We start from the raw sequence: 12,389 nt of genomic DNA on the forward strand, positions 1-12,389 counted from the left end.
CACAGCGGCCGCCGTCCCGCAAGAAGGGCAGCGGCCGCTGTGGCCGGAATCTTATCCCAGCAGCTGGTCCAGGGATGCGACCATGCCGCCCTCGAAGTCGTCCACGACCTCCCCCACGCGGTTGAGCCACACACCCACCAGGCCCGCCGCCGTCGAGCCTTCTGCATCCAGCAGCCGGTTGTCGCCTACATACAGCGTTTCGGCAGGGCCAGTGCCCAGGAGCCTGACGCCTTCGAGATACATCGCCGGATGCGGCTTGGCGACGCCCAGGGTGTCGGTGCCCACCAGGTGGGTGATCCGCTCCAGCCCGGCGCCGTCCAGCTTGGCCCGCTGGTAGTCGTGGACGTTGTTGCTCACGGCGCCATACGGGATGCCCGCCTGGTCCAGGGCATCGAGCAGGGGCAGCACATCGGGAAACGGCTTCACGTAAGCGGGCTGCTTCTCCATGTAGGCGCTCAACCACTGGTGTGATTCCTCGCCGTCGGCCAGCTCCACGCCGAAGTGCCCCAGCGCCGCCCTTCCCCGGAGCAGCCGCTGTTCGTTGAACGTCAGCTCACCTGCAAGGTAGCGGTCGTAGTAATGCGTGGTTTCGTGCGTGAAGATGCGCCCGAACCGCTCCCATCCGGCCTGGTCCAGGCCGGGCAGGAGGTGTTCACTGACCTCGCGCAGGGCGGTCGTCATTGAATATTCGAGGTCCACCAGGGTGTCGTCAATGTCGAACAGGACACCCCGGACAGCGCCGAAAGGTGTCTGCAACACGCCGGCGGGTGCCTGGCTGGGGGCGGTCATCAGCCGCGGAAAGCTTGGAGCCGGCGCAGGGACGACTCCTTGCCCAGGATCACAATGGACTCGAACAGGGGCGGCGACACGCGGCGGCCGGAAACCGCCGTGCGGACCGGACCGAAGGCGAGCCGCGGCTTGATGCCCATGTCTTCCACCAGGGCCTGCTTGAGTGCAGCCTGGATGTTCTCCGCCGTCCAGTCCGCCACCGGCTCCAGGGCGGCGATGGCGGCGTCCAGGACCTCGGGAAGGTTGGCGGGGAGGCCCTTGCGGGCGTCATCGGCAACGTCGACGGCGTCGTCTGCCTTGAACAGGAATGCCAGCATCTCGGGCGCTTCACCCAGCAGCGTGATGCGCTCCTGGATCAAGGGTGCCGCTTCGGTGAGGATCTCCTCCTCACGGTCGGTCAGGATCTCCCCCACCAGGCCGGCCTCGCGCAGGTAGTGCGCCACCCGGTCGCGGAAGACCTTCGGTTCGAGCATCCGGACGTGGGTGCCGTTGATGGCCTCGGCCTTCTTCAGGTCGAAGCGCGCGGGGTTGCCCAGGACGTCATGGATGTCGAAGTGCTCCACGAGCTGCTCTACCGTGAAGATGTCCTCGTCCGCGCTGAGGGACCAGCCCAGCAGTGACAGGTAATTGAGCAGCCCTTCCGGGATGAAGCCCCGCTCGCGGTGCAGGAAGAGGCTGGACTCGGGGTCCCGCTTGGACAGCTTCTTGTTTCCCTGGCCCATGACGTAGGGCAGGTGTCCGAACTCCGGCATGTACTCGGCAACACCGATGGCATACAGGGCCCGGTACAGGGCGACCTGCCGGGGCGTTGAGCTGAGCAGGTCCTCCCCGCGCAGCACGTGCGTGATGCCCATCAGTGCGTCATCCACGGGGTTGACCAGGGTGTACAGCGGCGCACCGTTGGCCCGCACCACGGCGAAGTCGGGAACCGACCCGGCCTTGAAGGTGATGTCGCCCCGGACGAGGTCGGTGAACGTGATGTCCTCGTCCGGCATCCGCAGGCGGAGCACAGCCTGCCGGCCTTCGGCCCGGTACTGTGCCAGCTGCTCGTCGGTCAGGTGCCGGTCAAAGCCGTCGTAACCGAGCTTCGGGTCGCGGCCTGCGGCGCGGTGGCGTGCCTCGATCTCTTCCGGGGTGGAGAAGGACTCATAGATGAATCCGCCCTCCTGCAGCCGCTTGATGACGTCCTGGTAGATGTCGCCGCGCTGGGACTGCCGGTACGGCTCGTGCGGGCCGCCCACTTCCACGCCCTCGTCCCAGTCGATGCCGAGCCACTTCAGCGCATCCAGCAGCTGGTGGTAGCTTTCCTCGCTGTCGCGAGCCGCATCCGTGTCCTCGATCCGGAAGACCAGCGTGCCCTTGGTGTGGCGCGCGTAGGCCCAGTTGAACAGGGCCGTCCGGATCAGTCCCACGTGCGGGGTGCCCGTGGGCGAGGGGCAGAAACGGACCCGCACGGGCGTTTCCGCGGTGACGGGGGGAATGGAGGCGGCAGGTGACGAAGAAGCGATACTCATAGTGGCTTCAACTTTACCCGCCCGGCCGGATCCCGCCTCCCGCCCTGCGGGCCGGTGCTAACGGCGGACGATGGGGTTGGACAGCCGGCCGATGCCCTCGATTTCCACCTCGAAGCGGTCGCCCTCCTTGACCAGCCCCACTCCGGCAGGGGTACCGGTCATGATCACGTCGCCTGGCAGCAGGGTAAACGCCTGGGACACCACGGACACCAGTTCGCGCACGCCACGGATCATCTGGCTGGTGCTGCCGTCCTGGCGCACCTCACCGTTCAGGCGGCCCTGGATCTGCAGGTCCTCCGTGTCCAGGTCGGTTTCGATCCAGGGACCCAGCGGCGCCGAGGTGTCGAAGCCCTTGGCACGGGTCCACTGCAGGTCGGTTTTCTGGACGTCCCGGGCCGTGAGGTCGTTGCCGCAGGTGTACCCGAAAATGACATCGCCCACGCGGTCTTCCGGCACGTCCTTGCAAATGCGGCCAATGACCACGCAGAGTTCGGCCTCGAAGGAGACCTCCTCGGAAAACTCCGGCAGCACCACGGGGTCGTTGGGGCCAACGACGGCGGTGTTGGGCTTCAGGAAGAGCAGCGGCTGGGCGGGTACCTCGTTGCCGAGCTCATGGGCGTGCTCCACGAAGTTCCGGCCCACACCGATCACCTTGCTTCGGGGAATGATGGGCGCCAGCAGCCGGACGTCCTCCAGCTTGTGGCGCACGGAGGTACGCTCCACGCCGTTGAAGAAGGGGTCGCCGTGGATGACAGTGATTTCCTCACTGCCGGGAGCACCTTCCACAACGCCGTACAGGGGATCGGAATCGACGACAAACCTGGCAATACGCATGGCTCCTACCCTACCGTCCCGGCGGCGCCGCCTGCCCTTCATCCCCGCCGCGCAGGTACGAGAGCTGGGCGGCCACGGACAGTTCGGCGGCGCGCCGGACGGAAGGTCCGACGCCGGCATAGACGGCGTCAGCCACCTCACCCACGGTCGCGTCCCGGCCCAGCCGCGCCAGTGCAGCGCGGATTTGCGCCAGCCGTTCCTCCCGGTGCGTCCGGTAGTCGCGGGCTGCAGACTCCAGGGACGGCAGCACCGGGCCGTGCGCGGGCAGGACGGTTGCAGGGCCCATGGCCTCCAGCAGGTCCAGGGATGCAAGGTAATCGCCCAGCGTCCCGTCCGGGTAGTCCAGCACGGTGGTCCCCCGGCCAAGGATGGTGTCCCCCGTCAGCACCGATCCGTTCTGCCCGTCCGCCGGCAGATGGAAGCAGGCGGAGTCGGAGGTGTGGCCCGGGGTGGCAAGCACTGCGATCTCCAACCCTGCCACCCGGATAACTTCCCCGGACGCCAGGGGTTCTCCCCCGCCATGGCAGTGGTTGGCATCCATGGCGCGGACTGGTGCGCCCGTCAGCTCGTGCAGGCGCGCGGACCCGGCAGTGTGGTCCGCGTGCCGGTGGGTCACCAGGATCAGCTCCACGGTGCCAACGCCGGCCAGTGCGGCCAGGTGCGTTTCATCCTCCGGTCCGGGATCCACCACCACCACGGCAGAATGCGCGGGCGCGCGCAGGACGAAGGAGTTGGTGCCGTCCAGGCTCATGGGACCCGGGTTGGGGGCAAGGAAGAATTGCGTGAGTGCGCTGCTCCGCTGCAGGACCGGGCCGGAATTGAAAGTCACGGACCCATCCTTGCATCCATGGCCACCCCTCCCCCAGCCTGGCCGCTGCGGGCCGCGGAATAGAAGGGCGCCGGCTGCGGGTTGGCACCAGTGACAGCACCACGATCTCCATCAGGAAGCCGGATACCCGCCCATGAGCACAGCATCACTCGCAGACCTTCTCGCCCAGGCGGACGCCGACGGCCACGACCACTCGGCCACCGAAAAGGCCACTGGCCTGCTGCACGTCCACAACCACGCCACGGGCAGCATCGTCTGGTTCCCGACGTGGCGGAAGTTCCGTGAAACCCCGGACTGGACGGAGGCCGTCGCCGGCATCTCCGCGGAACTCGATGCCGCCTCCGCGCCGGCAGACCAGGCAGGCGCCGCAATCGTTGCCACGGACCTGGAATCCCTGCTGGACCAGGCCGCCCGGTCCGGCGATGCCAACCTCTTCGTGCAGGAGAACCTCACCCGGCACCTGACCAGGACCTGGGCTGTGGGCGATGCCGTGGCGAAGGCCGCCGACAAGGACCTGTTCACCAGCGGCCCCACCCCTGCCGTTTTCGCCGGCTACCCGTACGACGTCTATGCCCAGGACGGTGCCGTGTTCGCCACGGCCCTTTGGAACGACCTCATCGACGCGCGGCGCAACCGGGCTTTGGCGGAGGAAGCGGCCCGCAAGGCGCTCAAGCCGGTCTCCCGAAAAGCCATGAAGAACGCGGCCCGGAAGGCAGCACGCCGCTGACCAACCCGCCGTCGGCTGAAACGCAGAACGGCGCCTGCCGGACCAAAGTCCGGCAGGCGCCGTCGTGCGTTGAAGCCTGAAACTATGCCAGGCGGGTGAGCCAGCCGTGGGTGTCCGGCTCGGCGCCGGTCTGGATGCCCAGGAGCTTTTCACGGATGGCCATGGTGACCTCGCCGGCCTTGGCGTCCTCGGAGCCGATGAACTCGGTGTCATCCTTCAGGACCCCGATGGGAGTGATCACAGCTGCGGTACCGCAGGCGAACACCTCGGTGATCTCGCCGGACGCCACGCCGTCGCGCCACTCGTCCAGGGTGATCTTGCGTTCGGCCACCTCGCGGCCCATGTCCTTGGCCACCTGGATGACGGACATGCGGGTGACGCCTTCCAGGATGGTGCCGGTCAGGGCGGGAGTGGCCAAAGACCCGTCCTTCATGACGAAGAACACGTTCATGCCGCCCAACTCTTCCACGGCGTTGTCGTTGGCCTGGTCCAGGAACAGCACCTGCTTGCAGCCGTTGGCTTCGGCTTCCTGCTGCGCGATCAGGGAGGCAGCGTAGTTGCCGCCGCACTTGGCGTCGCCGGTGCCGCCGCGGCCTGCACGGGCGTAGTGACGCGAGATCCAGATGGACACCGGCTTGAGTTCGCCGCCGAAGTAGTTGCCGGCCGGCGACGCGATCACGCGGAAGGACACTTCACGGGCTGCCCTGACACCCAGAAAGGCCTCGGTGGCGATCATGAAGGGCCGCAGGTAGAGCGCTTCGCCGTCGCCGGAGGGCACCCATTCCTTGTCCACGGCCACCAGTTCACGGATTGCGCCAAGGAAGTATTCGGCCGTCAGCTCGGGCAGGGCAAGCCGGCGCGCGGACTTGTTCAGGCGTGCCGCGTTGGCTTCGGGACGGAAGGTCCAGACGGAGCCGTCCGCGTGGCGGTAGGCCTTGAGCCCTTCGAAAATCTCCTGGCCGTAGTGGAAGACAGCGGCGGAGGGGTCGAGCACGATCGGACCGTAGGGTTCGATCCGGGCGTCGTGCCAGCCGCCGTTGCCGTCCGCGTCCACGCTGTAGTCGACGATGGCGGTGTGGTCGGTGAAGTAGTTGCCGAATCCCGGGTTTGCCAGGATGGCTGCACGCTCTTCGGCGGACTTCGGGTTCTCCGAGGGCTGCCGGGTGAATTCGACGCCATGGGCGGTCTGAGTCATGGTTCCTCCACGATCGGCCGCCCGGGGTTCAGCGCTGAACGGGAAGGCGGCATTTGGTGATTCGAGTAAAGCTTACGCCCGATGCCGGCGGCCCCGGCGCGGGCTACAGGCCGGCAGTGATGGCGTCGCCCACGGCGCTGGTGCTGCGTGCGGTACCGTCGCGCTTTTCGACGTCGGCGACGACGGCCGCTTCGATCCTGCGGGCAGCGTCGGTGTAGCCGAGGTGGTCCAGCAGGAGCGCGGCGGAGAGGATGGCCGCGGTGGGGTCAGCCTTGCCCTGGCCGGCGATGTCCGGCGCGGACCCATGGACCGGTTCGAACATGGACGGCGCGGTGCGGTCCATGTTGATGTTGCCGGAGGCTGCCAGGCCGATGCCGCCGGTGACGGCCGCGGCGAGGTCGGTGAGGATGTCGCCGAAGAGGTTGTCGGTGACGATGACGTCGAAGCGGGACGGGTCGGTGACCATGAAGATGGTGGCCGCGTCCACGTGCAGGTAGTCATGGGTGACCCCGGGGAATTCCTTGGCCACGGCTTCGACGGTGCGCTTCCACAGGTGCCCGGCGAAGACCAGGACGTTGTGCTTGTGCACCAGGGTGACGTGCTTGCGCTCCCGCAGGCTGGCGCGGCGGAATGCGTCGCGGACTACGCGCTCCACTCCGTGGGCGGTGTTCAGGGACACTTCGGTGGCTACCTCGTGCGGAGTTCCCGCCCGCAGCGTGCCGCCGTTGCCCACGTACGGACCCTCGGTTCCTTCGCGCACCACGATGAAGTCGATGGTGCCGGGGTTGGCCAAGGGGCTGCCGACGGTTCCGTAGAGCCGTGACGGCCGCAGGTTGACGTAGTGGTCCAGGCTGAAGCGCAGCTTGAGCAGCAGCTCACGCTCGATGATGCCGGACGGGATGCGGGTATCGCCGGGGGCGGCACCCACAGCGCCGAAGAGGATGGCATCGCGGGTCTTCAGGTCGGCGAGGACTGCATCCGGCAAGGTCTCCCCCGTGGCCAGCCAGTGCTCGGCGCCGAGCTCATAGTGGGTCGGCTTGAGCTCCACGCCCTCCGCCGCCACAGCCTTTTCCAGGACTTTGATGGCCTCGGCAATGACCTCGGGGCCGATGCCGTCGCCGGGAATAACTGCAAGATCGATGGAGGATGCGCTCATGGTTTCAGGGTAGCCAAGACATCCATATGCTGGTCAAAACGTCTCAGCTTTTGGACATGAGCGCGTCCGCCGGGCTCGCGGAGGAAGGAACCTACTCCGCTGGTTCCTCGAACTTGGGGAACACCGGGGTGGGAGCGGGCAGCGGCGTACCGGGCACGATCGGGGTTGCGATTGCCGCGAACTGCCGGGCGTCGCCTTCCGGCTGGCCGAGGGCGTCCAGGAGCTTGGCCGTGGCGTCGGGCATGACCGGCTGGGCCAGGACCGCCACGATCCGCAGGACCTCCAGCGTCACGTACAGCACGGTGTTCATGCGTTCGACGTCGGTCTTCCGCAGGACCCAGGGTGCCTGCTCGGCGAAGTAGGCGTTGGTGTGGTGCAGCACGCTCCAGATGGATTCCAGGGCGCGGCTGAACTCCTGCTTGTCGAAGGCGGCGCGGGCGGCGTCGAGGAGTCCGTTCGCCTGGGCGAGGATCGCGTTGTCCTCTGCCGTGAAGGCTGCGGGCGTGGGAACGGCGGCCCCGCAGTTTTTCGCCACCATGGACAGGGAGCGCTGGGCCAGGTTGCCGAAGTTGTTGGCCAGGTCCGAGTTCATGCGGCCCACGATGGCCTCGTGGTTGTAGCTGCCGTCCGCGCCGAAGGGAACCTCGCGCAGGAAGAAGAACCGCACCTGGTCCAGGCCGTAGCGGGCAACGAAGTCCGCCGGTGCCACCACATTGCCCAGGGACTTGGACATCTTGACCCCGTTGTTGTGCAGGAAGCCGTGGATCATGACGCGCTTGGGCAGTTCCAGCCCTGCGCTCATGAGGAAGGCGGGCCAGTAGATGGCGTGGAACCGGGAAATGTCCTTGCCGATGATGTGGAGATCGGCTTACCAGTACTTCCGGAACTTCTCCGAGTCCACGTCCGGGTACCCCACCCCGGTCAGGTAGTTGGTCAGCGCGTCCACCCAGACGTACATGACGTGCTTGTCGTTGCCCGGGACGGGAACGCCCCAGTCGAAGGTGGTCCGGCTGATGGACAGGTCCTCCAGGCCGCGCTTGACGAAGCTGATGACCTCGTTGAACCGGTACTGGGGTGCGCCGAACTCCGGGTGGGATTCGTAGAGGGCCAGCAGCTTGTCCTGGTAGGAGGAGAGCCGGAAGAAGTAGCTCTCCTCCGCCGTCCACGTCACCTCGGTGTCCGTCTCTTTCGAGTAGCGCACGCCGTCGTCCTTCACCACGGTCTCATCCTCGGCGTAGAAGGCCTCGTCCCGAACGGAGTACCAGCCTTCGTACTTGTCGAGGTAGATGTCGCCGTTGGCTTCCATCTTCTTCCAGATGGCCTGCGAGGCAGCGTAGTGGTCCGGGTCGGTGGTGCGGATGAACCGGTCGTAACTAATGCCCAGGGCGGAGTGCGCCCCCTTGTAGACCGCAACGTTCCGGTCCACCAGTTCCTTGGGGGTGATGCCTTCCTTCTCCGCCGTCTGGGCAATCTTCATGCCGTGCTCGTCGGTGCCGGTCAGGAACATCACGTCAAAGCCGTCCAGCCGCTTGAAGCGCGCCATGGCGTCGGTGGCAATGTACTCGTAGGCATGCCCGATGTGCGGCACGCCGTTGGGGTAGGTGATGGCCGTGGTGATGTAGAACGGCGTTTTCTCTGGAGCAGTCACGTTCGGACGGTTACCTTCGGTGCGTAAGGGGGCGGACTAGATCAGTTCTGTCAGGGTATCGCTCAGACGCACCAGTTCGTGGTCGTGCGAGGCCACCAGGACGGCGATGCCATCGGAGGTGGTGTCCTTCAGGATGCTGATGATGCGGTTGGCGGAGGCACGGTCCAGGGAGGCGGTGGGCTCATCCACCACCAGCACCCTGGTGCCGAGGATCAGTGCCCGGGCGATGGCCACGCGCTGGCGTTCACCGCCGGACAGCTGGGCAGGGCGGTGCCGCATGCGGCGGCCCAGGCCCACCAGGTCCAGCAGGTCCTTGGCCATGTCCCGCCGTTGCTCCACTTCGCCGTCCGGAACGGCGGGCAGGAGGACGTTTTCCAGGGCGCTCATGCCGTCGATCAGGGCGCCGCCCTGGTCCACGTAACCGATCAGGGCGCGACGGCGGTCGGCGATTTCGTCGTCGCCCATGCTTTCGAGCGAATCACCTTCCCAGAACACGCGGCCCGACGTCGGCAGGGTAAGTCCCGCGCCGACGGTCAGGATGCTGGTCTTGCCGGAGCCGCTTCGGCCGGCGACGCAGTGCATCTCGCCCGCGTGCAGGGTCAGGTCGAAGCCTTCCACCACGCTCACGGCCTCGGCGCCGCCCTTTCCGCCGCCATAGCGGATGGTGATGTCGCGCATCTCCAGCGGGGTGGCGTGGTCGGCCGACTTGACGATGGTGTTGGCCCGGGTCTGCAGGGGGACCTCGTTGGAGCCGCTCCTGCGGCTGCGCTGGACGTTCGTCGGGTTTGTCATTGGACCACTTTCGTTGCAATCGGTATCCAGCAAATTACAGCCACCAGCCCGGCCACGGCAGCCCAGATGGCTGCATAGGGGGCCAGCAGCAGGCCGATGCCCAGGGCGCCCAGCACGCCCAGCGGCAAGGCCACGATTCCCACCAGTGCGTTTTCGAACAACCGGACCTGGCGGAGCATGTCCGGGTTCCAGCCCATGGCCTGGAGGATGCCAAGGTACTGCCGTTTGGCATTGAGCTCGAAGCGTCCCGTCACCAGGGTCAGCACCAGCCCCACGGCCACGCCGGCAAGCGCCAGCAGGATGCTGGGCAGCGTTACGCTCGCTGCGGCCAGCCCGCTCAGGGCGCTTGCTCCGGCGGCGCGCGGAATGTCGATCAGCAGGGCGATCAGGCCGCCGACCGCAGCACCGAAGACACCAACCGCGACTGCCAGGGACAAGGTGTTGAACTTGTTGGTGCTCAGCTGCCGGTTGGCGAAGGTCAGTGGCGAGTCGACCGGGATGAGGCGTTCGTCGTGCTGCGGTTCCTGGTCAATGACGTCGCGGTGCCGGAGCTGCCGGGCGGCAAACAGGGCCGCAGCGCAGTAGAGCACCAGGACAGCGGCGCACACCAGGGCGGTGGCCAGGCTCCAGCTCAGCAGGCTCAGGACGATGCCCGCAGCGGCGAGCAGCACGGCGCCGACGCCGAATTCCTCCAGCACCCAGCTGCGGATCCGCCGCTGGGTCCAGCCCATGGCCCGCAGTGTTCCGGCCTCGCTGCGGCGTTTGCGGATGTAGCTCACGGTCGATGCGCCCGTCAGGAGGGCGGCCCCGCACAGCGTCAGGAAGAGCAGGGTGATGTTGGTCCCGGAAAGAGCTCCGGCCACCGCTTCGGCGGCATTTTGCCGTACCCAGGACTGCTGCACCGTGCCCAGTGCCGATTCCTTGCCGGCTCCGTCCTTGGAGTAGCCCGGAACGAAGATGCTGGTGTCCTCACGGGCCGAACCGGCCACCACAGTGGCGTCCAGGCCCATGTCCCGGATCTCGGCGGCAAGCTTCTCCACCTCCGGCTGGGCGTCCTTCCAGCTGCCCGGCGCCTTGGCGCGGACGCGGACGGCGTCGATGACGGCGGCGTTCTGCTTGTAGCCACGAGCCGCGGCGAGTCCGTAGTAGTCGGTGATGGCACCGGCGGACTGGCTGGCCAGGCCGGTGGCACTGAGCGACGGCTTCAGTTCCGCTGCCGGCACGTCCTTGCCGGTCGCGTCCTTCTCCAGGGTGAACGGCGTGGGGTCGTACCCTCCGAGCGGAAGCTTGTTCACGTCACCGGAGGCTGCCTCAACTGCGGCGGGGTCGAACGTGCCGTAGACCATGGGCAGCGGCGAGGCGGCCTGCTGCTGGCCGGTGGGCAGGTTGTCCCGGTACGACCGCTCGTCCACGGGGTCGCGCTGGGTCTGGTCAACGGGGGCGCCGTTGGCGGCCTTGTCCGGCAGCCGGTTGACGGTGACCCACTCACCGGGAACGGCGGTCTTGTCCACGGCGCCGTTGGCGGCTGTGTCACCGTCCGTGTACTTGGGGGCTCCGGCAAAGTTGGTGCTCCACTTGGCGGGTGTGTACAGGCCGGGGTTGAAGTTTCCGTTGCTGCCCAGGAGGGACGAGTGGTCCGTGGAGCCGGGCCAGGACAACACGAAGGGGTCCTTGGAAACGAAGGGCAGGTAGTCCTTGCCCAGGGACTTCGACACGGTGCCGACGTCCTTGACTACCTTGCCGGCGCCGTCAATTTCCTCGATCTTGACGTTGTACTTAAGGTCCAGCGTCGTACCGGAGCGGACAATCAGTGGAACTGCCTGCGAGGCGCTGGTCAGCTGGCCGGTGCGCTTGGCCTGCTGGTACTGGGTCATCAAGGGGGCCCAGTACTTGAGCTTGACGCCCAGGAAGTCCGGCCCTTCCTTCAGCTGGTCCATGCTGATGCCCTTGGTGAAGAGCCCTTCCAGGTAGCGGCCCACGGCGCCTGCGTCACGCGCATCAGCGGGGGGCGCCTTCTCCAGCGGAGCAAGGAAGTCGCCGGCGGAGCCGAGCAATGCCCGTTCGGCGGCAGGGTCGACGGCCACGACGGACTCGGTGACCTCAGGGGCGAGCGGCAAGGCCACGGAGAGGTTGAAGAGGTTGTGCTCCGAGCCATGCGGCGGGCGGGGAACTTGATGCCGGTCTCCCCTTCTGCCGGGGCGATGCGGATGCTGCTGCCGCCAGGTGCCTTTTCCTCCACGAGGCGCGCCTTGCCCAGGCTGCCCTCGGCCGTGGTCTTGAAGAGCGTCTGCTCGGAGTGTCCATCGGAGCTCACGGCGCTGGCGGTCAGGCGGTACTTCTTGGCAGCATCGGTCAGCACCGATTCAGCGGCGGGCCACTTGTCCGGCGCGGTGGCGCCGGCAGCCTGGTCCGCCGTGGCGGTGCCTGCCAGTCCTGCGTTGTAGCCGAGGTAGTCCATGGCGTCGAGGCGGGGCGTCTCGAGGTTCTGTGTGACGCGGGAGACCAGGCTGATGGGGGCGGCTACGGAGGTGCCGGACAGCTTCCTGATGGAGTCCAGCTGGTCAAAGCCGATGCCGCCAGCGCCGTTGGCGATCTCGGGCTGCAGCAGCGCCCCGGACGGCGCCTTCGCCTGGACCAGGATGTCGTAGAGCCCCCTCGAATTTTCATTGACCGTCCGGTTGAGCGCAGCCTGTGACTGGCTCTGGACGACGACCGACAAGCACATGGCTGCGATCAAGATGGCCGCGGTCAACAGCAGCACCCTGCTTCTGATGAACCTCTGGACGGCGTTCATGGAACTCCCTGAAACCTGGATTGCGTGCGCGCACATCCATCCCCCGGGCAGACGTGGGCAATGACGGACGGATGTGCAAAAGGTATTGGCCGGTCTGCCGGCTATGGTCCC

At 67.0% G+C, this 12,389-nt stretch carries 8 protein-coding genes and 2 pseudogenes; 1 reads left to right on the forward strand and 9 read right to left on the reverse strand.

Annotated elements, in window-relative coordinates; translation table 11 throughout:
• Positions 1 to 51 precede the first annotated feature (51 nt).
• The 4 genes from NMQ03_RS12925 to NMQ03_RS12940 are packed head-to-tail and all read right to left on the reverse strand — an operon-like array spanning position 52 to position 3,966.
• Positions 52 to 789, reverse strand: a complete 738-nt coding sequence (locus tag NMQ03_RS12925) for an HAD family hydrolase (RefSeq protein ID WP_255172530.1) — start codon at positions 787 to 789, stop codon at positions 52 to 54.
• Positions 789 to 2,303, reverse strand: coding sequence for a glutamate--tRNA ligase (gltX, locus tag NMQ03_RS12930; RefSeq protein ID WP_255172531.1), 1,515 nt, complete (start codon positions 2,301 to 2,303; stop codon positions 789 to 791). Before gltX ends, NMQ03_RS12925 begins: the two co-directional genes overlap by 1 nt.
• 57 nt (positions 2,304 to 2,360) lie before the next feature.
• The gene (locus NMQ03_RS12935) at positions 2,361 to 3,137 is read right to left on the reverse strand and encodes a fumarylacetoacetate hydrolase family protein (RefSeq protein WP_255172532.1); all 777 of its coding nucleotides are present in this window, start codon (positions 3,135 to 3,137) and stop codon (positions 2,361 to 2,363) included.
• Positions 3,138 to 3,147: 10 nt separating this feature from the next.
• Positions 3,148 to 3,966 (reverse strand): MBL fold metallo-hydrolase, encoded by an 819-nt coding sequence (locus NMQ03_RS12940; RefSeq protein WP_255172533.1) that lies wholly within the window; start codon positions 3,964 to 3,966, stop codon positions 3,148 to 3,150.
• A gap of 133 nt (positions 3,967 to 4,099) precedes the next feature.
• Here NMQ03_RS12940 and NMQ03_RS12945 point away from each other — a divergent pair, with 133 nt between their 5' ends.
• Complete coding sequence (locus NMQ03_RS12945) at positions 4,100 to 4,693, forward strand: hypothetical protein (protein WP_255172534.1); 594 nt, start codon at positions 4,100 to 4,102, stop codon at positions 4,691 to 4,693.
• An 82-nt stretch (positions 4,694 to 4,775) separates the two neighbouring features.
• Here the strand turns inward: NMQ03_RS12945 and NMQ03_RS12950 are convergent, their stop codons facing one another.
• The 5 genes and pseudogenes from NMQ03_RS12950 to NMQ03_RS12970 form a co-directional block, all read right to left on the reverse strand.
• The gene (locus NMQ03_RS12950) at positions 4,776 to 5,888 is read right to left on the reverse strand and encodes a branched-chain amino acid aminotransferase (RefSeq protein ID WP_255172535.1); all 1,113 of its coding nucleotides are present in this window, start codon (positions 5,886 to 5,888) and stop codon (positions 4,776 to 4,778) included.
• 103 nt (positions 5,889 to 5,991) lie between these two features.
• On the reverse strand, positions 5,992 to 7,044 hold the full coding sequence (locus tag NMQ03_RS12955; protein WP_255172536.1) for a 3-isopropylmalate dehydrogenase: 1,053 nt from the start codon (positions 7,042 to 7,044) through the stop codon (positions 5,992 to 5,994).
• A 91-nt stretch (positions 7,045 to 7,135) separates the two neighbouring features.
• A pseudogene (metG, locus tag NMQ03_RS12960) lies at positions 7,136 to 8,692 on the reverse strand (methionine--tRNA ligase).
• Between the two features lie 36 nt (positions 8,693 to 8,728).
• Positions 8,729 to 9,484, reverse strand: coding sequence for an ABC transporter ATP-binding protein (locus NMQ03_RS12965; protein WP_159631700.1), 756 nt, complete (start codon positions 9,482 to 9,484; stop codon positions 8,729 to 8,731).
• Positions 9,481 to 12,278, reverse strand: a pseudogene (locus tag NMQ03_RS12970) (FtsX-like permease family protein). Before NMQ03_RS12970 ends, NMQ03_RS12965 begins: the two are co-directional and overlap by 4 nt.
• Between the last annotated feature and the right edge of the window lie 111 nt (positions 12,279 to 12,389).

Source organism: Arthrobacter sp. DNA4 (assembly GCF_024362385.1).
Taxonomy (GTDB): domain Bacteria; phylum Actinomycetota; class Actinomycetes; order Actinomycetales; family Micrococcaceae; genus Arthrobacter.

Excerpts from the sequence above, each read along its gene's own strand:
- NMQ03_RS12925 (WP_255172530.1), bottom strand. The coding sequence starts at position 789 with ATGACCGCCCCCAGCCAGGCACCCGCCGGCGTGTTGCAGACACCTTTC.
- NMQ03_RS12955 (WP_255172536.1), bottom strand. The coding sequence starts at position 7,044 with ATGAGCGCATCCTCCATCGATCTTGCAGTTATTCCCGGCGACGGCATC.
- NMQ03_RS12950 (WP_255172535.1), bottom strand. The coding sequence starts at position 5,888 with ATGACTCAGACCGCCCATGGCGTCGAATTCACCCGGCAGCCCTCGGAG.
- NMQ03_RS12965 (WP_159631700.1), bottom strand. The coding sequence starts at position 9,484 with ATGACAAACCCGACGAACGTCCAGCGCAGCCGCAGGAGCGGCTCCAAC.
- NMQ03_RS12935 (WP_255172532.1), bottom strand. The coding sequence starts at position 3,137 with ATGCGTATTGCCAGGTTTGTCGTCGATTCCGATCCCCTGTACGGCGTT.
- NMQ03_RS12945 (WP_255172534.1), top strand. The coding sequence starts at position 4,100 with ATGAGCACAGCATCACTCGCAGACCTTCTCGCCCAGGCGGACGCCGAC.
- gltX (WP_255172531.1), bottom strand. The coding sequence starts at position 2,303 with ATGAGTATCGCTTCTTCGTCACCTGCCGCCTCCATTCCCCCCGTCACC.